We start from the raw sequence: 25,714 nt of genomic DNA on the forward strand, positions 1-25,714 counted from the left end.
TGACATGGTAAAAGTAAGTGCTGCTGACGTTAAAAAATTAAGAGAAGCAACTGGAGCTGGTATGATGGACTGTAAAAAGGCATTAGTAGAAGCAGAAGGTAATTTTGACGAAGCAATAAATATTTTACGTAAAAAAGGTCAAAAAATTGCTGCAAAAAGAGCTGATAGAGAATCTACAGAAGGTGTTGCAGTAACTAAAATTAACGACGATAAAACAGAAGGTGTAGCAATTGTATTAGCTTGTGAAACTGATTTTGTTGGTAAAAACGAAAAATTTGTAGCATTAGCTGGCGAATTTGCAGACATTGCCTTAAACTATGATAGCAAAGAAGATTTCTTAGCTGCAGATTTTAATGGAATGACAGTTGCCGATAAATTAGTGGAACAAACTGGTGTTATTGGAGAAAAGTTAGACATCACTGCTTTTGAAAAAGTAAAAGCTGCTTATGTTGGTGCTTACACACACATTGGTAAAATTGCTGCTTTAGTAGGATTATCTGCAGTGGTAGATAATGCTGAAACTTTAGCAAAAGACGTTGCAATGCAAGTTGCATCTATGGGAGCTACAACTCTATCTTACAAAGATTTTGATCCTGCTTATGTTGCTGCAGAAACCGAAGCAAGAATTGCTGTGATTGAAAAAGATAATATTGAGTTAGGTAGATTGGGTAAAACATTAAAAAATGTTCCTCAATACATCTCTATGTCTCAAATTACTGATGAAGTTTTAGCAAAGGCAGAAGCAGATGCTAAAGCAGAATTAGCTGCAGAAGGTAAACCAGAAAAAATCTGGGATAGAATTTTACCAGGTAAAATGGAAAGATTCATTTCTGACAATACAACTTTAGATATGGAGCAGTGTCTTTTAGACCAAACTTTTATTAAAGATGAAAAGAAAAATGTTGCTGAATATGTAAAAACATATGGTGATGTTGAAGTATCTTCTTTTAAAAGAGTAACTTTAGGATAAGACAAAACTGTTACTCCTGTAAAAACAGGAATCTATAAATTTTAAACCTTGCATTCTATTTTAGAAATGCAAGGTTTTTTATTTTCTAACAAAAAAGAAAATCAAAAAAAAAACGTAATTTTGCGCAACATTTAAAATAAACTATGCAATACAAAAGAATTCTTTTAAAACTTAGTGGAGAAGCTTTAATGGGAGAAAGACAATATGGAATAGACCCTAAAAGACTCTCAGAATACGCAAAAGAAATAAAACAAGTAGTAGTAAAAGGAGTTGAAGTAGCCATAGTTATTGGTGGTGGAAACATTTTTAGGGGTGTGGCTGGTGCTGCAAATGGTATGGATCGTGTGCAAGGAGATCACATGGGTATGTTAGCAACCTGTATAAATGGTTTAGCCCTACAAAGTGCACTAGAAGAAGAAGGGGTTTATACACGTTTACAAACCGCGCTAGAAATTAAAGAAGTTGCAGAACCTTATATAAAAAGAAAAGCTATACGTCATTTAGAAAAAGGACGTGTAGTAATTTTTGGTGCAGGCACAGGAAACCCATACTTTACCACAGACACAGCAGCCGTTTTAAGAGCTATTGAAATTGATGCAGATGCCATTTTAAAAGGAACACGTGTAGATGGAATTTATAATACAGATCCAGAAAAAGATAAAAATGCTATAAAATTTGAAACAATTACCTTTAAAGATGTAATTACAAAAGGTTTAAAAGTAATGGATATGACTGCATTTACTTTGAGTGAAGAAAATAAATTACCTATTATTGTATTTGATATGAATACTAACGGAAATTTACTAAAATTAGTTTCTGGAGAAAAAATTGGTACTGTTGTTGATAATCAATAATTAAAAACTAAAACTTACAAGAAGATGAACGAAGAAATAGAATTTATATTAGACACGGCTAAAGAGGCAATGAACAAAGCAATTGCCCATTTAGAAAAAGAGTTGGTTTCTATTAGAGCAGGTAGAGCAACACCTGCAATGCTAAGTACAGTTATGGTAGATTACTATGGGGCTCAAACCCCATTAGGACAAGTTGCCAATGTAAATACACCAGATGCAAGAACACTAAGCATACAACCTTGGGAAAAAAGCATGTTGCAAGAAATTGAAAAAGCAATACAGATAGCAAACTTAGGTTTTAACCCAATGAACAATGGTGATATTATTATGATTAATGTACCACCGTTAACAGAAGAAAGAAGAAAAGGGTTAGCTAAACAAGCCAAAGCAGAAGCAGAAGACGCAAAAGTAGGTGTTAGAAATGCTAGAAAAGAAGCTAATAACGAAATTAAAAAAGTAGACATCTCTGACGATATGAAAAAAATTGCAGAAGATGACATACAAAAATTAACAGATAGTTTTGTAAAACAAATAGATGAAAAACTAGCTGTAAAAGAAGAAGAAATAATGACAGTTTAAAACTGAAAAATAAAAAAAAGGGCGTTTTTAAAACGCCCTTTTTTTTATTTTAAGAACTATGTAATTTAGTTACCTTTGTATAAAATTTTCTCTATGAATTTCTGGACAAAAGCTGCTGGTATTATATTGCGAAACCGTTATTTGGTACTACTTTTTATTGCAATAATAACTAGCTTACTTGCTTCGCAAATGAAATATATGAAATTTTCATATACAGAAGCCAACCTCTTACCAGAAGACCACGAAGCAAATATAGACTACAACAAATTTTTAGACATCTTTGGTGAAGAAGGAAATCTTGTAATACTCGGTATTAAAGATTCAACTGTTTTTACACCACAAAAATTTAATGCTTGGAATAAATTAACAGAACAATTTGATGATAGAGATGAAATAGATTTTACCATTTCAATATCAGATGTACAAAAATTAAAAGCAGATAGGAAAAAACGAAAGTTTATTTTAGAACCACTTTACGAGAAAGAACCAACAACATCAGCAGAAGTAAATGCTATAAAAAAACAGCTTTTTGAAAAACTTCCTTTTTACGATAACCTACTTTATAACAAAGAAACAGAAACCTTACAGACAGCTATTTATATAAAAAAAGAAATTATAAATACACCAAAACGTAGAGATTTTATATTTGATGTATTAATTCCAAGAATAGAAAAGTTTGAAAAAGAAAACAATGTAAACGTTCGTGTTTCTGGTATGCCTTACATACGAACGCTAAACGCACAAAACATACAAGATGAAATTGTACTATTTGTAGGAGGTGCATTATTAATAACAGCCGTAATTTTCTTTTTCTTTTTCCGTTCTTACAGAGCTACCTTTATTACACTTTTAGTGGTAATTATTGGGGTTGTTTGGGCATTTGGTTTTATTGGTTTATTTAGGTATGAAATTACTGTTTTATCTGCTTTAATACCTCCTTTAATTATTGTAATTGGGGTGCCAAATGCTGTATTTCTCATTAATAAATATCAACAAGAAATAAAAAAACACGGTAACCAAGCTAAATCTTTACAAAGGGTAATTGCCAAAATTGGGAATGCTACTTTAATGACCAATATTACTACAGCCTCTGGTTTTGCAACTTTTGTTTTTGTAAAAAGTAATTTATTACGAGAATTTGGAATTTTAGCCTCTGTAAACATTATCAGTATTTTTATTCTGGCACTATTAATAATTCCTATTATTTATAGTTTTATGCCTCTTCCAAAGAAGAAACATTTAAATCACTTAGAAAAAAGGTGGATAGAAAATGTGGTAGATTGGATGGAAAAAACGGTAAAAAATAAAAGAATTACCATTTATTTTGCCACTGTAACCGTAATTATTTTAGGTATTATTGGGGTCTATATGATTAGAGTTTCTGGTAGTTTAATAGAAGACATGCCTAAAAGTCTTCCTTTTTACAAAGACATAAAATTCTTTGAAAAAGAGTTTGGTGGTATTATGCCTTTAGAAATTTTAATTGATACTAAAAAGGAAAAAGGTGTCATGAAACTTTCCACTTTAAAAAAGATGGAAAAATTAAATGAAGCTATTGAAACTTTTCCAGAATTATCGAAACCAATTTCTGTAACCAATATCGTAAAATACTCTAAACAAGCCTATTATAAAGGAAATCCAAAATATTATCAACTACCAACCAATCAAGAGCAAAGCTACATTTTTTCGTATACCAAAAACTCTAATAGCGATGCCAGTATGTTAAAAACGTTTGTAGATTCTACTGGTCGATATGCAAGAATTACTACGTTTATGAAAGATATTGGTACAGACAAAATGCAGGTAATTCAAGAACGACTAAAAGCTGTTATAACCAAAGAATTTCCAGCTAATAGATATGAAGTTTCTTTAACAGGTAAAGCTTTGGTTTTTATAAAAGGCACTAATTATTTAATTAAAAACTTAGTAATTTCTTTGTCATTGGCTATTTTGTTAATCGCCATTTTTATGGCGTGGATGTTTAGGTCGCCACAAATGATTTTTATATCCTTAATCCCAAACATGCTTCCTTTACTAATTACAGCTGGTTTAATGGGCTTTTTAAGCATCCCTATAAAACCATCTACCATTTTAGTTTTTAGCATTGCATTTGGTATTTCTGTAGATGATACCATTCACTTTTTAGCAAAATATAGACAAGAATTAATGGCAAATAATTGGAATATAAAGCCATCTGTTTACGCCGCTTTAAGAGAAACTGGTGTAAGTATGTTTTATACTTCTATCGTGTTATTTTTCGGATTTTTAGTATTTACACTCTCTAGTTTTGGTGGCACTATTGCTTTAGGTGGTTTGGTTTCTGTAACCCTTTTATTAGCCATGGTTTCTAACTTATTATTGCTACCATCTCTTCTATTGACTTTCGAAAAGAAAATAGCTAATAAAAAAGTATTTAAAGAACCTAAAATGAAGATTTTTCCTCCAAATGAGGATAAAACAATTTAACTTTTAAGAGGATATAGCATTTTGTTAGATTGTTTAATCCCTAACAATAAAGTATCTTTACTCTTTTAATAAAAGCCTATTTTAAAATATAATATTTACACTAATGATGATGAAAAGCAACGTTGATGAAATCTTAAAATCAGGAACAATTTTACAAGAAGTAGCCTTAAAAGGTTGGGTTAGAACTTTTAGAAGCAATCGTTTTATTGCTTTAAATGACGGTTCTACCATTAAAAATATACAATGTGTTATCGATTTTGAAAACACACCAGAAGAAACTTTAAAAAGAATTACAACAGGAGCTGCAATTTCTATAAAAGGAACTTTAGCAGAAAGCCAAGGAAAAGGACAATCTGTAGAAATTCAAGTTTCAGAAATAGCAATTTTAGGAGATTCTAATCCAGATGAATACCCTATACAACCCAAAAAACATAGTTTTGAATTTTTAAGAGAGAACGCACATTTACGTGTTAGAACCAATACATTTAGTGCTGTTATGAGAGTCCGTTCCAAACTATCTTTTGCGGTGCATAAGTATTTTCAAGATAATGGATTTAATTATGTAAACACACCTATTGTTACTGGTTCAGATGCAGAAGGAGCAGGAGAAATGTTTAGAGTAACTTCTTTTGAAGACAACAAAGCACCTGTTACAGAAGATGGAAAAATTGATTATGCTAAAGATTTTTTTGGTAAAGAAACCAACTTAACAGTTTCTGGTCAATTAGAAGCAGAAACTTATGCAATGGCTTTGGGTAAAGTATACACATTTGGCCCAACTTTTAGAGCAGAAAACTCTAATACCACAAGACATTTAGCAGAATTTTGGATGATAGAACCAGAAGTTGCTTTTATGGATTTAGATGGTAATATGGATTTGGCAGAAGATTTTATTAAAGAAGTTTTAAGCTATGTGTTAGAAAACTGTAAAGACGATTTAGAATTTTTAGACCAACGATTTAATCAAGAAGAAAAAACAAAACCACAAGCGCAAAGAAGTGAAATGAGCTTGTTAGAAAAGCTAAAATTTGTAACAGAAAATAACTTTAAACGTGTTTCTTACACAGAAGCTTTTGATATTTTAAGAAACTCTAAACCTAATAAAAAGAAAAAATTTCAGTTTCCTGTAAACGAATGGGGTGTAGATTTACAATCTGAACACGAACGTTATTTGGTAGAAAAACACTTTAAATGTCCAGTAATTTTATTTGATTACCCAGCAAATATCAAAGCATTTTACATGCGTTTAAATGATGATGGTAAAACAGTTAGAGCTATGGATGTTTTGTTTCCTGGCATTGGAGAAATGGTTGGTGGTGCACAACGTGAAGAACGTTATGATGTATTATTAGAAAAAATGAAAACCATGAATATTGACGAAAAAGAACTTTGGTGGTATTTAGACTTACGTAAGTTTGGTACAGCGGTTCATTCTGGCTTTGGTTTAGGTTTTGAAAGGTTAGTGCAGTTTACTACAGGAATGGGCAACATTAGAGATGTGATTCCTTTCCCAAGAACACCTCAAAATGCAGAATTTTAAAAAATAGTTGAATTTTTATTCAATCGTCATTCCCCTAAAAGAATGACGATTTTATTTTAACCTATTTGTTATATTTGTATATATGCTAAAACAAAGCTTACAATACAAGTTACTTCAAAAATTATCTCCACAACAAATACAGTTGATGAAGCTAATTCAATTGCCTACACAAGCTTTCGAAGAGCGTTTAAAACAAGAGATAGAAGAAAACCCGGCTTTAGATATTGGTAAAGATCAAAGCGATTCTTTTGACGAAGATTTATCAAATGAATTTGATGAAACTGGAACAGAAAAAATTGAGGCTGAAGACATTAATATAGATGAGTATTTAAGTGATGATGAAATACCTAACTACAAAACACAAGCCAATAATTATTCTGCTGATGATGAAGAAAAAAACCTACCCTATGCAGCTGGTACTAGTTTTCATCAATCTTTAAAAAACCAATTAAATACCTTTCGTTTAAATGAAGAAGAATTTGCTATTGCAGAGTTTTTAGTAGGCAGTATAGATGATAGTGGCTACATTAGAAGAGAAATTATAGACCTTGTAGACGATTTGGCTTTTACTGCAAATGTGTTTACAACGGAAGAAAAAGTAATCTCGGTTTTAAAAAAAGCTGTACACAATTTAGACCCTTTAGGGGTTGGTGCTAGAGATTTAAAAGAGTGTTTAACTATACAATTAAAAGCAAAAGATAAAACTAAAATTAGAAGTTTAGCGATAAATATTTTAGAAACTGCTTTTGATCATTTTGTAAAAAAACATTACAATAAATTACAAGAAAAATTTCATATATCTAAAGAAGAATTAAAAGAGGTAAATGTAGAAATCTCTAAATTAAATCCAAAACCTGGTAGTTCTTACGCTGGAAATAATAAAATAGCAGAACAAATTGTACCCGATTTTTCTGTTAAAATTATAGATGGCGAATTAGATTTAACCTTGAACTCTAGAAACGCACCAGAATTGCGTGTTTCTAGTGAATATAACAACATGTTAAAGGGGTATAAAGAATCTAATATAAAAACCAAATCTCAAAAAGATGCAGTATTTTTCATCAAACAAAAATTAGATGCAGCAAAGTGGTTTATAGATGCTATAAAACAACGTCAGCAAACCCTTTTAGTAACTATGAACACAATTATGCACTACCAATATGATTATTTTTTAACAGGTGATGAGCGCAAGTTAAAACCAATGATTTTAAAAGATATTGCAGATAAGATTAATATGGATATTTCTACGGTTTCTAGAGTAGCCAATAGTAAATATGTAGCTACACCATATGGAACAAAGTTAATTAAAGAGTTCTTTTCTGAATCTATGAAAAATGATCAAGGTGAAGATGTATCTACTAGAGAAATTAAAAAAATATTAGAAACTGTAATCGCAGAAGAAAATAAAAAGAAACCTTTAACAGACGAAAAACTAGCGGGTATTTTAAAAGAAAAAGGATACCCAATTGCTAGAAGAACTATTGCTAAATATAGAGAACAATTAGACTTGCCTGTTGCTAGGCTAAGAAAAGAAATCTAGTGGAAAAATTCTACAAAACAATATCTGTAGTTTTACACCCAATAGTCATACCAACTATTGGTGTATTTCTATACTTTTTTTTAACGCCAAATAATTTAGAAAGCCAACAAAAACTAGCTATTTTAAGTTTGGTTTTTATAACTACTTATTTAATACCCTTGTTAATTCTAATTATTTTTAAAAAAATAAAACTAGTAAAAAGTTTTAAAACAAAAAGTATAAGAGAAAGAAAATTACCCATAGCAATAATGATTATATTATTCTATCTCTTAGGAAATACCATTGTTAATATTTCTCAAATAAGAGATTTAGGGATACTTTTTTACGCTTCTAGTTTTGGTTTAATTCTAATCTATTTTCTTTTTGGTTTTAATTTAAAAACAAGTATACATTTAATGTCTATTGGCATAGCTACCAGTTTCTTCTTAATTTTAGGAGAGGTTTATCCTATTAATTACGTACCAATAATTGTAATAGGTTTTTTATTTGCAGGATTATTGGGTAATGCAAGATTGTATTTAAACGCTCACACAACAACAGAAGTTTATTTAGGTTTCTTTACTGGTTTTATAGCACCAATTAGTGTTTACTTATTTCTATAGCAAATAATAAATAAGACCAAATTTTAAAATCTTGGTATTTATAGCTTCTATGTTGATAGTTGCATCTTTAAAAATTGGTGATAAACCATAAAAAAGGTGCACATTAAACTCATCATAACCTGCAGAAAACGTTAAGCCATATTGCAAATTATTATAGGCATTTAAATTCTTATACTTAAAATTTTGTTGATTGGCATCCGTATACGAAAAAGTATTCTGTAGATTATATATAAACTTTACCCCTGTGTAAACTCTCCAAAAATTATATTTTTTTGCATTAGAAGTTCTCCATCTAAACTCTAAAGGAAATTCTAAATTGTAAGTTTTAAATATATTATTATTAATCGTATTATCGCTACTAAAGGTTGTAGATGTATTTACTTCATCAACTTTTAGTTTGTGATTAAAATAATCGTAACCAAAACCAACACCAGCAGCAAAAGAAACGCTACCTTGTTTGTTTAGAATGATATCTTTAAGGAACCCAGCAGATAATGCATAAGAGAAATTACTTTTGCTTATAAGTGAAGGTTGCTCATTTAGTTGGCTATATGATATAGAAATATATAATTGATCTTCTGCGTACCTATCTCCCAATTGCAAAGTGTCTTTTTGAGCAAAAGAATTGACTACTGTGAATAGTAAACATAAAAAAGCAACTTTGATTTTCATAATAAATGTAACGTAGTATAAAGATACAATATTTCAAAAATATGTTATAATTAAAATAAAAAGCAAAAAAAAAGGGATAATTCTAAGAATTATCCCTTTTCTAAATACTGTATATAAAATTAATTACCACCTCCTTTAGAAGCAGAATAACTAATTTTAAGTGCATTCACATCTCTTAACTTTAATCTAATATCTGTAATTGTACCTACATTAGATTCTTTATCAGCCTTAATAGAAGTTGTCATAAAAGGTATTTCAGCTTCAGAAACTTTTTCTCTAGAGTTCATAATAAAAGCAGGTACATCATCTGCAGATGCTATTTTATCATTTAATTGAATTTTATTATACCCTACACCATATTTAGAGTCTTTAGCTTTACTTACATAAATAGTAGTAACTAAGCTTTTGTGCTCTAACTTTTTAACTTCTGTTGCAGAAGGTAACCTAGGAGCTTCTAATTTTAAATCTGTTTCTCTCATAGTAGTAGTTACCATAAAGAAAAATAATAACATAAATACAATGTCTGGTAATGCCGCTGTATTTACTGCTGGCATTCCTTTTTTCTTCTTTCTAAACTTAGACATATTATTATATTTTTAAATTAATTAGCAGACGTTGGTTCAGCATCAGAAATAATTTGAGGATATGCTAATTTTATATCTTCAACTTTTTTCTTTAAAGACTCGTCAGTTCTTGCTTTCTTATATGCTTCTTCTAACTCATCAAAAGATATGCCATAACGCTCCATTGCCAACCTATTACGTAATTCTGTATAAGCTTTTAAAAGTTCATTTTGTACTTTTAAGTAGGTACCATAATCAGTACCTCTATCACTCTGTACAGAAATAATTGCTTTGTTGGGATGATCGGAAGATGATTCACTCTTTTCTCCTTTACAATACGTACAAGGACCAGTTGCTATACCATTTTCTACTTTTCCTTCACCTCCACCATTATCTATAAAAGCTTTTGCAGCTTCTTTTAATTCTTTAATTTCCATACGAGCGTCTTCTACAAGAAGTTCGTTATTTCTATTAATATTTACTTCGAAGATGTTTTTCTCCTTAATAATTGGAGGTACATAATCTGGTGGTGGTTTTTCTGATAACTTTTTAGAAATACCAGAATCTACATTCATAGTGGTAGTTACTAAAAAGAAAATTAATAGCAAGAAAGCAATATCTGCCATAGAACCTGCATTAATTTCTGGATTCTCTCTTCTTGCCATAATTTTATGATTTTATTAATCCTTTAACTAAATCGTATACAAAAAATAGCGATGCTATTCCACCAAGTATAATACTGTATAGAATACCTGTACCAACCCATTTATTAGTTGTAGATCCTTCTTCTCCTCCTTCTAATACAACACCTTGTGTATCTAAAACTGCTTGAGTATCAGACATCACGTAAGCTATTATTAAAACAACAGCTAAAACACCAATACCAAGTAAAGTTTTTTTAAGGTTTTGCGGATTTCTTATCAAACTCCATAGAGATAATAATACTGCTATTACTACTGCTGCATAGAACAAGAAAGTAGAGAAATAAATTATTGGACTAATTACTTTATTTTGCAAGTCACCATCTTCTTTTAAAAGATCAGCATCCTCCATAAATATTCTTATGAAAAGAAATGCTCCTATAATGGCGATGACTGCAATTAAAATATTTAAAATTTTATTGCTTTTCATCTTGTCTTATTATTTTTTATATTTTACTAATAAATCTATTAATTGAATTGAAGCATCCTCCATATTGTTTACAATGCTATCGATTTTAGCAACGATATAGTTGTAAAAAATCTGTAAAATAATTGCAACAATTAAACCAAATACTGTAGTTAATAATGCGATTTTAATACCACCTGCTACTACTGCTGGAGAAATATCATTTGCAACTGCAATTCTATCAAAGGCATCAATCATACCAATTACAGTTCCCATGAAACCTAACATTGGTGCTAATGCAATAAATAATGATAACCAAGATACATTTTTCTCTAAAAGTCCCATTTGAACTCCTCCATAAGAAACTACTGCTTTTTCAGCTGCATCTACACCTTCATCTACTCTATCTAAACCTTGATAAAAAATAGATGCTACAGGCCCTTTAGAATTTCTACAGATTTCTTTTGCAGCTTCTACACCACCAGAACTTAAAGCATCATCTACGTTTGCTACTAATTTCTTAGTATTTGTAGTTGCCATGTTTAAATAAATAATTCTTTCTATTGCTATGGCTAAACCTAATATTAAGGCTACTAATACAATTCCCATAAATTGTGGGTCACCCTCAATAAAACGAAGTTTTAACTCTTGGTGGAAAGTTCTTGATTCTTCAGTTGCTTCTTGTGCGAAAGTTGATTGAATAGCTCCAAAAAACATTAATCCTGTTACAGATAGGACATTTACTACTTTTTTCATCTTTGTTATAATTAATTTTTAATAGTTAACGGGTTAAATATATAAATTTTCATTTCAAATTAAATAAAAAATATATCAATTTAATTTTATTTTTTTTTCTTTGAAATGGAGTGGCAAGTAACAAAAAAAATGTTGTCCCTCAAAAAAATTTAATCTATTTTATGTAAAAATAATGTTTTTTTTTCTAGATGTATAATTTTAATAAAAACTATTTTTTAGTAATTTCTCCTCTTAATGATTTTTGAAAGTGGTATTTAAACATTTCTAAAGATAAATCTTCATTTAACAAGTACATTAATTTTGCAACCGCAGATTCTGTTGTTATATCTAAACCACTAATTACACCTATTTTTTTTAATTTTACACTAGTATCATAATGACCTAAAATTACACTGCCTCCAGAACATTGGGTTACGTTTACAACTTTAATTTCTTTTGCTATGGCTTTTTTAAGTAAGTTGATAAACCAGGTTTCATTAGGTGCATTACCAGAACCATAACTCTCTAAAATAACCCCTTTTAAATTTTGTATGCTTAAAATTGCCTCTACAGTTGCTTTTGTAATTCCAGGAAATAATTTTAAAATTACCACATCTGATATCAAATTTTTTCTAACAATTAGAGGTTTGTCTTTTTCTGTTGGTTTGAATAATAACGCTTCATTAAACTTTAAATGCACCCCGCTTTCTGCTAGTGCAGGGTAATTCATCGATGCAAAAGCTTCAAAGTGTTCTGCACTAATTTTTGTTGTTCTATTAGCTCTATATAATTTATACTCAAAATATAAACATACTTCTTTAATTAAAGGTTGATGTTGTTTTCTAACAGAGGCAATTGCTATAGAGGTAATTAAATTCTCTTTTGCGTCTGTTCTTATATCTCCAATGGGTAATTGAGAACCGGTAAAAATGATAGGTTTTTGTAAGTTTTCTAACATAAAACTTACCGCAGAAGATATATAAGACATGGTATCTGAACCTGTAAGGATAACAAAACCATCAAACTTTGTGTAATTAGACTCTATTATCTCTACAATATCAATATAATATTGTGTATTCATATTAGAAGAATCTATAGGTTCTTTAAAAGAAATACTCTTTATATTACAGTTTAATTGCTGTAATTCTGGTATATTTTGTACAATCTCACTAAAATCAAAAGCTTTTAAAGCATTTGTTTTATAGTCTTTAACCATACCAATGGTACCTCCTGTATATATGATGAGTATGTTGGGCTTGTTTGTCATTTTGTCATTAAATTCTAAATATTCTATTAAATTTTAATGTTTCAGCAGAAAAAACATCAAAAAAAAGCATTTATAAATAAAATGGAATACTTTATGTTGTAAATTTATCAAACAAAAAACGAAATACAATTTAAAAATTTATAAATTATGATAGGTTTCTATATTTTAATTGGTGTTATCTCTTTAATGAGCATGCTGGTTAGCAATCAACTTAAAAGTAAATTTAAAAAATACTCTCAAACTCAGTTAAGAAACGGAATGTCTGGTGCAGAAATTGCTCAAAAAATGTTGGCAGACAATGGTATTTTTGATGTAAAAGTAATTTCTACTCCTGGTAAATTAACAGACCACTACAACCCAAAAGACAAAACTGTAAATTTAAGTGAAGCTGTTTACAACCAAAGAAATGCAGCAGCAGCTGCTGTGGCTGCGCACGAAGTTGGGCATGCTGTTCAACATGCAAAAGCCTATAGTTATTTAAGTATGCGTTCTCAATTAGTACCTATTGTAAGTGTTACTTCTAAATTTTCTCAATGGTTAGTAATTGGTGGATTAATTTTAGGTGCTGCTTCTGGCGCTACTAGCATTGGTTTTTATATAGCTATTGCTGGTTTGGTTTGTATGGGTTTTGCAACATTATTTAGTTTTATAACCTTGCCTGTAGAATATGACGCAAGTAACAGGGCTTTGGCTTGGTTAAAAAACAAAAACATGGTATCTCAAGAAGAATATGCTAGTTCTAAAGATGCTCTTAAATGGGCCGCAAGAACCTACTTGGTAGCTGCTTTAGGTTCTTTAGCAATGCTTTTATATTGGGGATTGCAAATTTTAAGTGGTAGAGATTAATATTTTTTAGATTAGTAAATAATAAATTTTTAGTGTACAAAATACTGCAATTTTAATTGGAGTATTTTCTCTTTTTAAAAAGGTGATACATTTTGTACCTTTACCGATATAATGATTACTAATTGGATTTAAACGTACTAAATACATCATTACAAAGTTGCTGTTACCAACCATTAACGGGTTATTTTAGAGATGGATTTTGTAAAACAACCGCAGATGATTATGGTACACACACTGTTTGTGCTATAGTTACTAAAGAGTTTTTAGAGTATTCTGCCTCCAGAGGAAATAACCTAATGACCCCAATGCCGCATTGGAATTTTCCAGGACTACAACCTGGAGACAAATGGTGTTTATGTATTTCTAGATGGTTAGAAGCAGAAAAAGCAGGCAAAGCTCCTTTTATAATTTTAGAAGCAACACACAAAAAATCTTTACAATATACTTCTTTAGAAATGCTAAAAAAATATGCTTTTAAAGAATAATTAAATGGAAAACTATTGGGATAAAATAGAATTAATAGCTCTTTTAATAGATGCTGGTTTGGTTATTTTAATTTGGATGGTGCAATTAATAGTGTATCCTAGTTTTTTATTTTTTAACAAAGACAACTTATTTTTATGGCATAAAAAATACACCCATAGCATTGCAATTATTGTTATTCCTTTAATGACAAGTCAGTTAGCATTTGCTTTTTTAGCTTTATTTTACAAATCACTATCTTTTAGTTTACCGTATTTTAGTATCGTTTTATTTTTGTGGATTTTTACTTTTTGGGGCTTTGCTCCGCTACATTTTAAAATTTCAGAAGAAAAAATAACACAAAACACTTTACAACTTCTTGTGAATAGAAATTGGCTACGTACCTTATTATGGTCTCTTTTATTCATTTTTCATCTTTTCTTTTTTTAATAAAAACTTCAGTTTTAATTCTTTTCAGTAAACCTTTTTAGGTTTTTAAGCGTCTGTACTTTGTAAGAAAAAAAAGTTTATTCGTCGGTAAAATATCCCAGTTCGTCAGATTTTAATTTTTTTCTTGTAACAAACAAGGCACTTTTACAGTGTATTATTAAAACATCAACCAAAATGAAATTTTTAACAACATTACTATTGATCTTTTTTATTAACGTTTTAACAATAAATGCACAGCATACTATTTCTTGTAAAATAATAGATACAGAAAATAATCCTTTAACTTTTGCAAATGTTGTTTTGTATAAAATTGGTAGTAAAGCAACCCCAAAAGGAACTGTTTCTACTGATACTGGTTTTTACGAAATTAAAAACCTTGCTTCAGGAAAGTATCAACTAGAAATTTCTATGTTGGGTTTCGAAACTCAAAAAGTAAAAGAGTTTGATTTAAGTAGCAATAAAACCTTCAACTTTACTTTAAAAGAAGAAAGCCAGACGCTTAATGAAGTAGTAATTAAAAGTAAAAGACCCGTAATTAAACAAACTGCAGAAAAACTAATTGTAGATTTAGAAAAATCGGAAATGATTAACACCAATCTGCAAGATGTAATGCGAAAAATACCAGGTGTTTTAGTAACTAATAATGGCATTTCAATTGCTGGTAATAGTGGTGTAAGAATCCTTATAAATGGTAAAACTACAGAATATATGGATGTTGAAACGCTTTTAAGAGATTTTCCTGCAGATAATATTTCTAAAATAGAAGTAGTAGAACAACCTGGTGCAGAATATGAAGCTTCTGGTGCAGGTGCTATCATCAACATTATATTAAAGAAAAATGTGCGTTTAGGTACACATGGCGCTGTAAACTCTTGGATTGGTGAGGACCAAGGTTTTGAGTGGGGATCTGGTTTTTCTATTGCCAGTTATAAAAACAAATTAAATTGGCAAACAAGCGTAAATTACTCGCAACCAACTTGGAGAGACGATTTATTTTTAATGAGAACAGTAGGAAGAGAAACTTACAATCAAGCTACAAGAGAACCTTACGATCCAGATAATTTTAGCATTGCTGGTAGTTTAGATTATTACATAGCAAAAAACCATTCTATAGGTATTGGAGGTAGATTAAACACCAGAAAATCTACAAGAACTTCAAAAAGCGAAACCATTATTTCTGATGTAAATACTACAAATACATTGTTTTCTGAAAACTATTTTAATAGAGATCGAGAAACTTTTAATATCAACCCATATTACGAATACAAAACAGAAAAAGATAAATTAGTTTTAGATTTTAATTATGTTGATTTTACTAATGATAACACAAATACATTATATGATGTTGCTGGAAGTACAATTTCTTTTGTAGACAGAAGATATATACAAGATGGAACTTATAATATAAAAACATATAGGGCAGATTATACAAAAACCATTTCAGACAATTTAAAAATAAGCGCAGGTTCTAGGTTTGCAGATGTAAAAACAGACAACGACTTACAAACTTTTGAAGAAAACAACTCTGGGAATTTTGACAAAGTTAACGAAGCAAGTAGTCGCTTTGTAATAGATGAGACCATATTGGCTTTTTATGGAAAAATAAATGCAAAAATGGGAAAATGGTCTTTTTCTAGTGGTTTGCGTTACGAAGATAGTAACACAGATGGAACTTCAACCTTTTTAGAGAACGGAGTTTTAAAAACTGTAGTTCAGAAAAGACCCATTAAAAAACTATTTCCAAGCGCTTCTTTAAGTAGAGAATTAACAGAGGTTTTAGGCGCAAGTATTTCTTATAGTTACAGAATACAAAGACCTTCTTACAACAGTTTAAACTCTTTTCAACAATTTTTAGACCCGTTTTCTGCAGGTGAAGGAAATCCCAATTTAACACCTTCTTACACAAATAATTATCAATTTAATTTAACCTACGAAGGACAACCTTTTTTTACAGTAGGTTATAGCAAAACAGACGATGTTATTTTTCAATTGATAAAACAAGATAATTCTACAGCACAAATACGACAGCAAGAAGTAAATGTAGAAAATAATGCTAATTGGAACTTTAGACTATTTGCACCCGTAAATTTTGTAAAAGGATTGGAAGGTTACACTGGTATTATTGTTACCAATACCGATTTTAAGTCTTCTACATATAATGTAGATTTAAATAAATGGAACTTAATTTGGTTTTTACAAGCAAGTTATCAATTGCCTTGGGATGTGAATTTTGAAGTAAGTGGAAATTATGGTACAGGTGCTTTAGAAGGACAAATTGAGGTAGATTGGTTAACAGAATTAGATTTTTCTTTTGGAAAAAAGTTTTTAGATGATAAGTTAAAAGTAAATTTAGGTTTTAATAAAATGCTTAACAGAGGTTTTGTAGGTAATATAGATTATGGTAATGGTATTGCTGCAGTAGAAAGTAATGGCTCTAGACAAAATATTCAATTAAGAATGGTGTATAGTTTTGGTTCTAAGTTTGGTAAGAAAAAATCTAAACGTAATAGGAATAGAGATGAAGAAAACAGAATTAATGACAGTAATTAATATATTTGTTTAATGAACATGAAATTTTAGAAAATGGCTAGAGGGTTAGTTTTTTTTATAAAAAACACTTATGTTTCTAAAAAAATTGAGCTAACAAACAAATTTAGCCCTGATTGAAATGGCATCCTTTTTATGCTGAACTCGTTTCTGTATAAAAAGATATAATGGAAAGCAGGAAATAGCTTCAAAAAAAACCTTCTTGATTGCTCAAAAAGGTTTTAAATTATATATTTTATCTTAATTCTAAAATCTTGATTATTTTTCTAATCATTCAATTTTAAAACCGCCATAAATGCTTCTTGTGGTATTTCTACATTACCTACTTGACGCATTCTTTTCTTACCTTTTTTCTGTTTTTCTAACAGTTTACGTTTTCTAGAAATATCTCCACCATAACATTTTGCAGTTACGTCTTTACGTAAGGCTTTGGTTGTTTCTCTAGCAATAATTTTTGCACCAATTGCTGCCTGAATTGGAATATCAAACTGCTGTCTTGGAATTAAAGTCTTTAATTTTTCTACAATTTTTTTACCAATGGTATAGGCATTATCTGTATGTAATAATGCAGAAAGTGCATCTACAGTATCTCCATTTAATAAAATATCTACACGTACTAATTTAGATTCTTTCATACCAATTGGATGATAATCGAAAGAAGCATAACCCTTAGAAACGGTTTTTAATCGGTCGTAAAAATCGAATACAATTTCTGCCAAAGGCATTTCAAAAATTAACTCTACACGTTCTGTAGTTAAGTAGGTTTGGTTTATAATTTGCCCACGTTTTTCGATACACAAACTCATAACCTGCCCAACAAAATCAGATTTTGTTACAATAGAAGCTTTTATAAAAGGCTCTTCTACTCTATTTAATTTACTTGGTTCTGGTAAATCTGATGGATTGTTTACAATTATTGCTTCGTCTGGGTTTTTATTGGTGTACGCATAATAAGACACGTTAGGTACTGTAGTAATTACAGTCATGTTAAACTCTCGCTCTAAACGTTCTTGTATAATTTCCATGTGCAACATGCCTAAGAAACCACATCTAAAACCAAAACCTAGCGCTGCAGAACTTTCTGGTTGAAACACCAAAGAAGCATCATTTAATTGTAGTTTTTCCATAGAACTACGCAATTCTTCGTAATCCTCTGTATCTACCGGATAAATACCTGCAAAAACCATTGGTTTTACATCTTCAAAACCATCTATTAAATCTGAAGTTGGCTTTTCAAAATCGGTAATAGTATCTCCTACTTTTACTTCTTTTGCTGTTTTAATACCTGTAATTAAGTAACCAACATCTCCAGTTTTTATTTCTTTTTTAACAACTTGTTCTAGTTTAAGAGTACCTACTTCATCTGCATTGTACTCTTTGTTGGTAGCCATAAATTTTATTTGCTGATTCTTTTTGATAGAACCATCAATAACTCTAAAATAGGTTTCTATACCTCTGTAAGAATTGTAAACAGAATCAAAAATTAAGGCTTTTAAAGGTGCATCAGGGTTTCCCTTAGGTGCAGGAACTCTTTCTATAATTGCTTTTAAAATATTATCTACACCAAAACCTGTTTTACCACTTGCGTGAATAACTTCTTCTGGATCGCAACCTAATAAATCTACAATATCATCTGTTACTTCTTCTGGGTTTGCACTTGGTAAATCTACCTTGTTTAAAACAGGAATAATTTCTAAATCATTCTCTAAAGCCAAGTATAAGTTAGAAATGGTTTGTGCTTGTATACTTTGAGCCGCATCTACAATTAGCAAAGCGCCTTCACAAGCTGCAATAGAACGTGAAACTTCATAAGAAAAATCTACGTGACCTGGAGTGTCTATTAAATTAAGAATATATTTTTCTCCATCCAACTCATAATCCATTTGAATGGCGTGCGATTTTATGGTAATGCCACGTTCGCGCTCCAAATCCATATTATCTAATAACTGATTTTGCTTTTCTCGTTCAGTTACAGAACCTGTATAATCTAACAATCTGTCTGCCAAAGTACTTTTACCATGGTCTATATGTGCGATTATACAAAAGTTTCTAATGTTTTTCATACTTCGTTTTCTAACTACTTTCAATTCGCAAAGATATGGTATTTACCACCCTTTACAAACAAAAAAAGTACAATGGATTTCATTGTACTTTTTGGTATCTATTTTTAATAAAAACTTATAAATCTCTTTCTAGTTCTGCAATAGCAACTTTAAATTCTTCCCAATTTATGGTGTCATCACTATTTGTATCATGGCCTTTTAATAATTCATTTGCTACAAAACCAGAGATAAAACCATTTATTTCTGCTGCTCTTAGCATTTTTTTAATTTCAAATTTGTTTAATCTGGCATCTTCATCAGAATCAAAAAAACGAAAAGCTTCTTCTGGTGAATCAAATTGATTGGTAATTAAAATTCTAATTTTTCTTAAAATATCTACTTTTACGCTCATATGTACTTTTTTTTTGGTTGATGGCTTAAGTTAAGTAATTAAAATTAATCTTGCCATTCTGCGATAAATAAATTTGTATCACGCCCACCACCATTATTTCTGTTTGACGAAAAAGCCAACTTTTTGCCATCATTAGAAAATACAGGGAAAGCATCAAACGTTTCTCCATGTGTTACTCTTTCTAAATTTTTCCCATCAATATCTATCAAATATAAATTAAAAGGAAAGCCTCTTTCTGCTTCAAAATTAGAGGAAAATAATATTTTTTTTCCTGAAGGATGAAAAAACGGACTCCAATTGGCATTGCCTAAATCTGTTAATTGACGTAATTCTGAACCATCTGCATTACAGATATACAATTCCATTTCTGTAGGTTCTACCAAACCTTCTGCTAACAAATCTTTGTAAGCTTTAATTTCTTCTTTGGTTTTTGGTCTAGAAGAACGAAAGATAATTTTTGTACCATCTGGGGAGAAAAATGCACCACCATCATAACCCAACTCATCTGTAATTTGTTTTACATCTGTACCATCAATGTTCATGGTATACAATTCTAAATCTCCACTTCTGGTTGATGTAAATACAATTTTATCGCCTTTTGGAGACACTGTCGGTTCAGCATCATAGCCTTTTTCATTGGTTAATTGTTTTACAATATTCCCTTCTAAATCTGCTACAAAAATGTCGAAACTATCATATACAGGCCAAATATATTTCCCGTTTTTACGCAAAGGTACTTCTGGGCAATTCTCATCTACCAAATGTGTAGATGCATAAATAATATGTTTGTTGTCTGGTAAAAAATACGCACAAGTTGTACGTCCTTTTCCTGTAGAAATCATAGGTGGCATTTTGTCTTTAAAGTTCTCATCTGCATTCATTAAAAACATTTGATCGCAACTAACATTCCAGTTTTTATAATTCGATTGAAATACCAATTGTTTATCATCAAAACTCCAATATGCCTCTGCATTATCGCCCCCAAAAGTTACCTGACGTAAGCTTTTAAAGTGTGTTTCTTCTGGATAAATTAAAGGGTTTTTGTTTACAAGCTTTTCTGTAATATTGGTTTCAGTTGATTTTTTATTGTTTTTACAAGAAAGTAATAAAAAGGCGATTAGTAGTGTAGAAAGAATTCTCATTTTCTGTTTTTATTAATTAACTTTGTAAAAATAATATTTATCGTTATGAGAAACATTCTATTTCTAGTTTTTTTATCAATTTTATTTTCTTGTAAATCAACTATTAACCAAGAAGAACGCATTAAAGAAGATGTTTCTTTTTTAGCTTCTGATGCTTTAGAAGGAAGACAGACAGGAACTGAAGGAGAAAAAAAAGCAGCCCACTATATTTCTAATCGTTTTATAGAACTAGAATTACAACCTAAGGGAACAAAAAAATACTTACAACCCTTTACATTTAAGCCAAAAACAAATCCACATGATGATGTTAAATTTGATGTAAATGGAGACGGAACCATTACAGGAAATAATGTAATTGGTTTTTTAAATAACAATGCAGAAAATACGGTAATTATTGGCGCACATTATGATCATTTAGGTTTTGGTGGCGAAGGTTCTTTATACAGAGATTCTATTAAAGCAGTACACAATGGTGCAGATGATAATGCATCTGGTGTTGCTATTCTGCTAAATTTAGCTGCCAAATTAAGAAAGAAAAATACTAGTAACAATTACTTATTTATGGCTTTTTCTGGAGAAGAAATGGGACTTTTAGGTTCTAATTACTTTGTAAAAAACCCAACAATAGATACCAAAAAAGTATCCTATATGATTAATATGGATATGGTTGGTAGGTTAAAAAAAGATAGTACTTTGGCTGTATACGGTACAGGAACTTCGCCCATTTTTAAACAGGTTTTAAAATCGCACAACAATAATTTTAAATTAATTCAGCAAGAATCTGGTGTGGGCCCAAGTGATCATACTAGTTTTTATTTAGCAGACATCCCTGTGTTGCACTTTTTTACGGGTCAGCATGAAGATTACCACAAGCCTAGTGACGATTCTGAAAAACTAAATTATAAAGGAATGGAAACCATTAGCAAATACATTTTTAACGTAATTACAGATTTGGATGATAATGGAAAACTTACTTTTAGAAAAACAAAAAACGAAAGTGAAGAAACTCCGCGTTTTAAAGTTGGTTTGGGGGTAATACCAGATTATTTATTTGATGGTCAGGGTATGAGAATTGATGGCATTTCTGAAGACAAACCTGCACAAAAAGCGGGTTTACAAAAAGGTGATATTGTAATACAGTTAGGAGATAGTATAGTAACCAATATGATGAGTTACATGCGTGCTCTATCTGTTTTTGAAAAAGGAGACAAAACAAAAGCGGTAGTTAAAAGAGGTTCTGAAACTTTAGAAAAAGAAATTAACTTTTAAAAAAATATTTTGGCAAAAATAGGCAATATCCAACTTCCAGAATTTCCATTATTATTAGCACCTATGGAAGACGTCTCTGACCCACCTTTTAGAGCTTTGTGCAAAGAAAATGGTGCAGATGTTGTGTATACAGAATTTATTTCTTCTGAAGGTTTGATTAGAGATGCTGCCAAAAGTGTGATCAAATTAGACATTTACGAAAAAGAGCGTCCTGTTGGCATTCAAATTTTTGGGGCTAATTTAGATTCGATGCTAAAAACAATTGAGATTGTTGAGAAATCGAATCCAGATATAATTGACATTAATTTTGGTTGTCCTGTAAAAAAAGTAGTTTCTAAAGGTGCTGGTGCAGGTATTTTAAAAGATATCGATTTAATGGTTTCTCTTACAGAAGCTATGGTAAAACATACCAATTTGCCAATTACCGTAAAAACGCGTTTGGGTTGGGACCACGATTCTATAAGAATTGTAGAAGTTGCAGAACGTTTGCAAGATGTGGGTTGTAAAGCCATTTCGATTCATGGTAGAACACGTGCACAAATGTACAAAGGTGATGCCGATTGGAAACCTATTGCTGCTGTAAAAAACAATCCAAGAATGCACATTCCTGTTTTTGGTAATGGAGACGTTACCACACCAGAAAGAGCCATGGAAATGCGCGATAAATATGGTTTAGATGGTGCTATGATAGGTAGAGCTGCTATTGGATATCCTTGGTTTTTTAACGAAGTAAAACACTTTTTTAAAACAGGAGAACATTTGGCAAAACCAACCATTGCAGAAAGAACAGCTGTTGCCAGAAGACATTTACAAATGGCTATTGATTGGAAGGGAGAACATTTAGGTGTAGTAGAAACTAGAAGACATTATACCAATTACTTTAAAGGAATTCCTCATTTTAAAGAATATAGATTAAAAATGGTAACTTCTGATGATCCAAAAGATGTTTTTAGCGCTTTTGATGAAGTAGAAGCTAAATTTGGAAATGCTACCCTACCTGAAATTGGGTGATTTATTTTTCTAAAATATTCAGTTTTCTCTAAAAGGCTGATATTTATCATTTCTTTAGGCTCGAATATTAACTACTTTTAAATGTATAATTTAAAAATCGAGAATTATGAAAGTAGCTATTCAATTTGTAAACATATCAACTAGTGAATCTTTAGAAACTTACACCCAAGGAAAATTGGAAAATTTAGAAAAAAAATACGAAGACATTATTAATGTTACTGTACTTTTTAAAAGAGAAAATTCACCTAAAAAATTAGGCAGAATTTGCGAAATGGAATTAAGTCTTGCTGGTCCTAGAATTTTTGCATCATCTAACGAAAAAAATTACGAATTAGCTGTAAAACATACCATTAGCGATTTAGAAAAACAATTGAAAAAAAGAAAAGGCGTTCTAAAGCCTTATATGTAATGATGAATAGTTGTATCAATTCTGTATTGAAATTTCAATACAGAATTGGTATTACTTTTCTACAAAACTTTTAGAAATTCTACTACTGGCAATTTTAGCTGCCATATATCCTAATAAAGTAATTGTAAAAAACACGATTAAAAAATTGGTAAATTTTAACTCTACTGGATAGGCTAAATCTGGTACAATCATAAACAAACTAAATTTTTGTTGTAATAGTACTAAAACTATCCCTAGAAATAAACCTATACACATACCAATAAAAGTTAGTAGAAAACCTTGTAAGACAAATATTTTTTTAACCTCTTTTATGGTAGCTCCTAAGTTATAGAGTGTTTTTAGGTTGTGTTTTTTATCGATTATCATCATAATAATGGCACCAATTACATTGAATAATGCTATAATGACAATAAGTGTAAATATTAAATAAGAAACAAAATTTTCGGTATTAATTACCTTGTAAAAAACTTCGTTTAACTGTGCTTTGGTTTGTACTTTGTAACTATCACCTAACTCTTTTGATAATTGTTCTGCTACCTGGTTTGCTTTGGAAATATCTTTTAATTTTACCTCTATAGCAGTAACTTGATTATTTTTAAAACGGAGTAATTTTTTAGCTTCCACTAGAGATGTAAACACAAATTTACCCTCAAAATCTTCTGTACCAGAATAAATACCTACAATTTGTACGTTTATTTTATAAAACGGATTTCGAAGGTTTATAAAACCTTTACCAGGTTTTGGAACCATTATTTTTAAAGGCTCTCCATAATTAAGGGTTCCTAAAGATAGTTTATTAGAAATGCCTCTACCAATGACAGCTGTATTGCTAAAATCTTGATACAACCACGAACCTACATACAGTGCAGAATCTAATTTAGAGATTTGTGTATAATTATCTTCAACACCTTTTATGTAAGCAATTTCTGTTTTTTCTTTGTATTCTAAAAAAACACGTTCTTCAATAACTTTTGTGGTTTCTTGTATAGAAGTATTGCTTAAAAGTATCTCAGAAAGTGCTTGAGTAATAAAAAAAGATTTTCCTTTTTGTGATGTAATTTTAATATCTGGGTCAGAAACATCTAATAAATTGTAACTAAAAGTTCTTAAACCAGAAAAACCAGATAGAATAATAAACAAGGCTAAAGAGCCTACAATGACACCAAAAGAAGCAATAATTGTTATAATATTGATGGCATTATTGCTAGTTTTAGAAAACAAGTATCTTTTAGCAATGTAAAAGGGAAAACTCTTCATATTGTTTTCTTTAGATACTTATAAAACTATCTTTTTTGACGTTTTGGTAATACCTCTGGGTTTTTAATTGGGTCTGCGTCTTTACCTTTTAAAGATTGATCTATTTCTTCGATATAATCTAACGTATCATCGCCAAAAAATAATAACTCTGGCATTCTACGTAATTGGTTTTTGGTTCTTTTTGCCATTTCATGACGTATTAAAGGCGTATTTGATTGTACTCCTGTAATAATTTCGTCTCTTTTTTCTGATGGAAAAATGCTTAAATATACTTTTGCAACTCCTAAATCTGAGGTTACATGTACTTTAGAAACAGAGATAATTACTCCTTTCATTCCATCTTGTGCTGCTTTTTGCAACACATCTACCAAGTCTTTTTGTAAAACTCCTGCAATTTTACGCTGTCTGTTTGTTTCTTCCATGGTACAAATTTACAATATTTTTACGGAGTATATATCTTATTTTTAATAGGCATACATCACCAAAGTTACGTTGTTTTTTTATTTAAGTTAGTAAATAAAACATCTCAATAACCATCTATTTTTTTTGGGATATGAATTATTTAGTTTAGTATTCAATAAGGAAAGTCAAATAATACTTTCTAAAAGTAAAATATTTTTCTTGAAACTAAAAAACCTCAAAACAAATTGTTTTGAGGTTTTTTAGTTATTGAATGCTTTGTTAGCTAGGTATTAGTCAGCTAGTATCATTGCTTTATTATCATTTAATTCTAGAGTACCAGAGTTAATTTTTATAACTAATTTATCACTCATAGTTTCAAACTTTTCTTTAAACTTATCATCTAAAACAACGTTAGCTGCTTTTATAGCAATACGACCTTCAGTTAAATTAGCAACAATAGGTGCGTGATTATTTAATATTTGAAACTCTCCATTAGTACCAGGAGCAGTAAAAGAATCTACCTCTGATGAAAATAATATAGCTTCTGGTGTAACTATTTCTAAAAACATA

The 25,714-nt window shown here is 30.2% G+C and carries 26 protein-coding genes; 14 read left to right on the plus strand and 12 right to left on the minus strand.

Translation table 11 applies throughout. The annotated features are described in order from the left end of the window. The first annotated feature begins 4 nt into the window (after window positions 1-4). The 7 genes from tsf to AC2D6T_RS00285 all read left to right on the plus strand — a co-directional run bounded on the left by tsf (window position 5) and on the right by AC2D6T_RS00285 (window position 8,551). Window positions 5-970 carry a translation elongation factor Ts gene (gene tsf / locus AC2D6T_RS00255; RefSeq protein ID WP_484680056.1) on the plus strand — a complete coding sequence of 322 codons (966 nt, stop codon included), beginning with the start codon at window positions 5-7 and terminating at the stop codon, window positions 968-970. A gap of 143 nt (window positions 971-1,113) precedes the next feature. Beyond that, the gene (pyrH, locus tag AC2D6T_RS00260) at window positions 1,114-1,824 is read left to right on the plus strand and encodes a UMP kinase (RefSeq protein ID WP_484680057.1); all 711 of its coding nucleotides are present in this window, start codon (window positions 1,114-1,116) and stop codon (window positions 1,822-1,824) included. Window positions 1,825-1,848: 24 nt separating this feature from the next. Continuing rightward, window positions 1,849-2,403, plus strand: coding sequence for a ribosome recycling factor (gene frr, locus AC2D6T_RS00265; RefSeq protein ID WP_347186377.1), 555 nt, complete (start codon window positions 1,849-1,851; stop codon window positions 2,401-2,403). Window positions 2,404-2,496: 93 nt separating this feature from the next. Continuing rightward, a complete protein-coding gene (locus tag AC2D6T_RS00270; RefSeq protein WP_484680058.1) occupies window positions 2,497-4,869 on the plus strand; it encodes an efflux RND transporter permease subunit in 2,373 nt (790 codons plus the stop codon). Between the two features lie 106 nt (window positions 4,870-4,975). Further along, window positions 4,976-6,409 (plus strand): asparagine--tRNA ligase, encoded by a 1,434-nt coding sequence (gene asnS / locus AC2D6T_RS00275; RefSeq protein WP_298946343.1) that lies wholly within the window; start codon window positions 4,976-4,978, stop codon window positions 6,407-6,409. A gap of 82 nt (window positions 6,410-6,491) precedes the next feature. Beyond that, entirely contained in the window at window positions 6,492-7,949 is a 1,458-nt protein-coding gene (rpoN, locus tag AC2D6T_RS00280; protein ID WP_484680059.1) for an RNA polymerase factor sigma-54, read from the plus strand. Further along, window positions 7,949-8,551, plus strand: a complete 603-nt coding sequence (locus tag AC2D6T_RS00285) for a hypothetical protein (protein ID WP_298945910.1) — start codon at window positions 7,949-7,951, stop codon at window positions 8,549-8,551. The genes rpoN and AC2D6T_RS00285 overlap by 1 nt, the downstream gene beginning before the upstream one ends. On the opposite strand, the gene AC2D6T_RS00290 is transcribed toward AC2D6T_RS00285, so the two are convergent. From AC2D6T_RS00290 to AC2D6T_RS00315, 6 genes are all read right to left on the minus strand, one after another. Then, window positions 8,546-9,223, minus strand: a complete 678-nt coding sequence (locus AC2D6T_RS00290) for a porin family protein (protein WP_484680060.1) — start codon at window positions 9,221-9,223, stop codon at window positions 8,546-8,548. The two genes, AC2D6T_RS00285 and AC2D6T_RS00290, sit on opposite strands and share 6 nt — an antisense overlap. A 119-nt stretch (window positions 9,224-9,342) precedes the next feature. Continuing rightward, on the minus strand, window positions 9,343-9,807 hold the full coding sequence (locus tag AC2D6T_RS00295) for an ExbD/TolR family protein (RefSeq protein WP_298945914.1): 465 nt from the start codon (window positions 9,805-9,807) through the stop codon (window positions 9,343-9,345). A 17-nt stretch (window positions 9,808-9,824) separates the two neighbouring features. Continuing rightward, complete coding sequence (locus tag AC2D6T_RS00300; RefSeq protein WP_298945916.1) at window positions 9,825-10,451, minus strand: ExbD/TolR family protein; 627 nt, start codon at window positions 10,449-10,451, stop codon at window positions 9,825-9,827. 4 nt (window positions 10,452-10,455) lie between these two features. Beyond that, window positions 10,456-10,917, minus strand: coding sequence for a hypothetical protein (locus tag AC2D6T_RS00305; protein WP_298945918.1), 462 nt, complete (start codon window positions 10,915-10,917; stop codon window positions 10,456-10,458). Between the two features lie 9 nt (window positions 10,918-10,926). Then, the gene (locus AC2D6T_RS00310) at window positions 10,927-11,649 is read right to left on the minus strand and encodes a MotA/TolQ/ExbB proton channel family protein (protein ID WP_484680061.1); all 723 of its coding nucleotides are present in this window, start codon (window positions 11,647-11,649) and stop codon (window positions 10,927-10,929) included. A gap of 208 nt (window positions 11,650-11,857) precedes the next feature. Then, entirely contained in the window at window positions 11,858-12,895 is a 1,038-nt protein-coding gene (locus AC2D6T_RS00315) for an asparaginase (RefSeq protein ID WP_484680062.1), read from the minus strand. 147 nt (window positions 12,896-13,042) lie between these two features. On the opposite strand from AC2D6T_RS00315, the gene AC2D6T_RS00320 reads away from it, so the two are divergent. From AC2D6T_RS00320 to AC2D6T_RS00335, 4 genes are all read left to right on the plus strand, one after another. Continuing rightward, a complete protein-coding gene (locus AC2D6T_RS00320) occupies window positions 13,043-13,741 on the plus strand; it encodes a zinc metallopeptidase (protein ID WP_484680063.1) in 699 nt (232 codons plus the stop codon). 122 nt (window positions 13,742-13,863) lie between these two features. Continuing rightward, complete coding sequence (locus tag AC2D6T_RS00325) at window positions 13,864-14,226, plus strand: DUF2237 family protein (protein ID WP_298945925.1); 363 nt, start codon at window positions 13,864-13,866, stop codon at window positions 14,224-14,226. 4 nt (window positions 14,227-14,230) lie between these two features. Next, window positions 14,231-14,653, plus strand: coding sequence for a hypothetical protein (locus tag AC2D6T_RS00330; protein WP_298945927.1), 423 nt, complete (start codon window positions 14,231-14,233; stop codon window positions 14,651-14,653). A gap of 174 nt (window positions 14,654-14,827) precedes the next feature. Continuing rightward, a complete protein-coding gene (locus tag AC2D6T_RS00335) occupies window positions 14,828-17,203 on the plus strand; it encodes a TonB-dependent receptor (protein WP_484680064.1) in 2,376 nt (791 codons plus the stop codon). 263 nt (window positions 17,204-17,466) lie between these two features. Here AC2D6T_RS00335 and lepA read toward each other — a convergent pair whose 3' ends face one another. The 3 genes from lepA to AC2D6T_RS00350 form a co-directional block, all read right to left on the minus strand. After that, on the minus strand, window positions 17,467-19,263 hold the full coding sequence (gene lepA / locus AC2D6T_RS00340; protein ID WP_484680065.1) for a translation elongation factor 4: 1,797 nt from the start codon (window positions 19,261-19,263) through the stop codon (window positions 17,467-17,469). A gap of 115 nt (window positions 19,264-19,378) precedes the next feature. Next, the gene (locus AC2D6T_RS00345) at window positions 19,379-19,654 is read right to left on the minus strand and encodes an EF-hand domain-containing protein (protein WP_438989862.1); all 276 of its coding nucleotides are present in this window, start codon (window positions 19,652-19,654) and stop codon (window positions 19,379-19,381) included. A 44-nt stretch (window positions 19,655-19,698) separates the two neighbouring features. Beyond that, the gene (locus AC2D6T_RS00350; protein WP_484680066.1) at window positions 19,699-20,796 is read right to left on the minus strand and encodes a TolB family protein; all 1,098 of its coding nucleotides are present in this window, start codon (window positions 20,794-20,796) and stop codon (window positions 19,699-19,701) included. Window positions 20,797-20,841: 45 nt separating this feature from the next. Here AC2D6T_RS00350 and AC2D6T_RS00355 point away from each other — a divergent pair, with 45 nt between their 5' ends. The 3 genes from AC2D6T_RS00355 (at window position 20,842) to hpf (ending at window position 23,485) form a co-directional block, all read left to right on the plus strand. Then, window positions 20,842-22,065, plus strand: coding sequence for a M28 family peptidase (locus AC2D6T_RS00355; protein ID WP_298945937.1), 1,224 nt, complete (start codon window positions 20,842-20,844; stop codon window positions 22,063-22,065). Window positions 22,066-22,074: 9 nt separating this feature from the next. Continuing rightward, a complete protein-coding gene (gene dusB / locus AC2D6T_RS00360) occupies window positions 22,075-23,076 on the plus strand; it encodes a tRNA dihydrouridine synthase DusB (RefSeq protein WP_484680067.1) in 1,002 nt (333 codons plus the stop codon). A 106-nt stretch (window positions 23,077-23,182) separates the two neighbouring features. After that, the gene (gene hpf, locus AC2D6T_RS00365; protein ID WP_484680068.1) at window positions 23,183-23,485 is read left to right on the plus strand and encodes a ribosome hibernation-promoting factor, HPF/YfiA family; all 303 of its coding nucleotides are present in this window, start codon (window positions 23,183-23,185) and stop codon (window positions 23,483-23,485) included. A gap of 51 nt (window positions 23,486-23,536) precedes the next feature. Here the strand turns inward: hpf and AC2D6T_RS00370 are convergent, their stop codons facing one another. The 3 genes from AC2D6T_RS00370 to AC2D6T_RS00380 form a co-directional block, all read right to left on the minus strand. Further along, window positions 23,537-24,742 carry an ABC transporter permease gene (locus tag AC2D6T_RS00370; protein ID WP_484680069.1) on the minus strand — a complete coding sequence of 402 codons (1,206 nt, stop codon included), beginning with the start codon at window positions 24,740-24,742 and terminating at the stop codon, window positions 23,537-23,539. Between the two features lie 26 nt (window positions 24,743-24,768). Then, window positions 24,769-25,164: a 30S ribosome-binding factor RbfA gene (gene rbfA, locus AC2D6T_RS00375; protein WP_298945946.1), complete on the minus strand. Its 396-nt coding sequence runs from the start codon at window positions 25,162-25,164 to the stop codon at window positions 24,769-24,771. A 270-nt stretch (window positions 25,165-25,434) separates the two neighbouring features. Next, window positions 25,435-25,713, minus strand: a complete 279-nt coding sequence (locus AC2D6T_RS00380; protein WP_298945948.1) for a hypothetical protein — start codon at window positions 25,711-25,713, stop codon at window positions 25,435-25,437. Window position 25,714 lies beyond the last annotated feature (1 nt).

The organism is Polaribacter sp. YIW18, from assembly GCF_057219325.1.

What these genes read in the sequence shown, in the direction of transcription:
- tsf (WP_484680056.1), top strand. Translation starts at nt 5, where the DNA reads ATGGTAAAAGTAAGTGCTGCTGACGTTAAAAAATTAAGAGAAGCAACT.
- pyrH (WP_484680057.1), top strand. Translation starts at nt 1,114, where the DNA reads ATGCAATACAAAAGAATTCTTTTAAAACTTAGTGGAGAAGCTTTAATG.
- frr (WP_347186377.1), top strand. Translation starts at nt 1,849, where the DNA reads ATGAACGAAGAAATAGAATTTATATTAGACACGGCTAAAGAGGCAATG.
- AC2D6T_RS00270 (WP_484680058.1), top strand. Translation starts at nt 2,497, where the DNA reads ATGAATTTCTGGACAAAAGCTGCTGGTATTATATTGCGAAACCGTTAT.
- asnS (WP_298946343.1), top strand. Translation starts at nt 4,976, where the DNA reads ATGATGAAAAGCAACGTTGATGAAATCTTAAAATCAGGAACAATTTTA.
- rpoN (WP_484680059.1), top strand. Translation starts at nt 6,492, where the DNA reads ATGCTAAAACAAAGCTTACAATACAAGTTACTTCAAAAATTATCTCCA.
- AC2D6T_RS00290 (WP_484680060.1), bottom strand. Translation starts at nt 9,223, where the DNA reads ATGAAAATCAAAGTTGCTTTTTTATGTTTACTATTCACAGTAGTCAAT.
- AC2D6T_RS00295 (WP_298945914.1), bottom strand. Translation starts at nt 9,807, where the DNA reads ATGTCTAAGTTTAGAAAGAAGAAAAAAGGAATGCCAGCAGTAAATACA.
- AC2D6T_RS00300 (WP_298945916.1), bottom strand. Translation starts at nt 10,451, where the DNA reads ATGGCAAGAAGAGAGAATCCAGAAATTAATGCAGGTTCTATGGCAGAT.
- AC2D6T_RS00305 (WP_298945918.1), bottom strand. Translation starts at nt 10,917, where the DNA reads ATGAAAAGCAATAAAATTTTAAATATTTTAATTGCAGTCATCGCCATT.
- AC2D6T_RS00310 (WP_484680061.1), bottom strand. Translation starts at nt 11,649, where the DNA reads ATGAAAAAAGTAGTAAATGTCCTATCTGTAACAGGATTAATGTTTTTT.
- AC2D6T_RS00315 (WP_484680062.1), bottom strand. Translation starts at nt 12,895, where the DNA reads ATGACAAACAAGCCCAACATACTCATCATATATACAGGAGGTACCATT.
- AC2D6T_RS00320 (WP_484680063.1), top strand. Translation starts at nt 13,043, where the DNA reads ATGATAGGTTTCTATATTTTAATTGGTGTTATCTCTTTAATGAGCATG.
- AC2D6T_RS00330 (WP_298945927.1), top strand. Translation starts at nt 14,231, where the DNA reads ATGGAAAACTATTGGGATAAAATAGAATTAATAGCTCTTTTAATAGAT.
- AC2D6T_RS00335 (WP_484680064.1), top strand. Translation starts at nt 14,828, where the DNA reads ATGAAATTTTTAACAACATTACTATTGATCTTTTTTATTAACGTTTTA.
- lepA (WP_484680065.1), bottom strand. Translation starts at nt 19,263, where the DNA reads ATGAAAAACATTAGAAACTTTTGTATAATCGCACATATAGACCATGGT.
- AC2D6T_RS00345 (WP_438989862.1), bottom strand. Translation starts at nt 19,654, where the DNA reads ATGAGCGTAAAAGTAGATATTTTAAGAAAAATTAGAATTTTAATTACC.
- AC2D6T_RS00350 (WP_484680066.1), bottom strand. Translation starts at nt 20,796, where the DNA reads ATGAGAATTCTTTCTACACTACTAATCGCCTTTTTATTACTTTCTTGT.
- AC2D6T_RS00355 (WP_298945937.1), top strand. Translation starts at nt 20,842, where the DNA reads ATGAGAAACATTCTATTTCTAGTTTTTTTATCAATTTTATTTTCTTGT.
- hpf (WP_484680068.1), top strand. Translation starts at nt 23,183, where the DNA reads ATGAAAGTAGCTATTCAATTTGTAAACATATCAACTAGTGAATCTTTA.
- AC2D6T_RS00370 (WP_484680069.1), bottom strand. Translation starts at nt 24,742, where the DNA reads ATGAAGAGTTTTCCCTTTTACATTGCTAAAAGATACTTGTTTTCTAAA.
- rbfA (WP_298945946.1), bottom strand. Translation starts at nt 25,164, where the DNA reads ATGGAAGAAACAAACAGACAGCGTAAAATTGCAGGAGTTTTACAAAAA.
- AC2D6T_RS00380 (WP_298945948.1), bottom strand. Translation starts at nt 25,713, where the DNA reads ATGTTTTTAGAAATAGTTACACCAGAAGCTATATTATTTTCATCAGAG.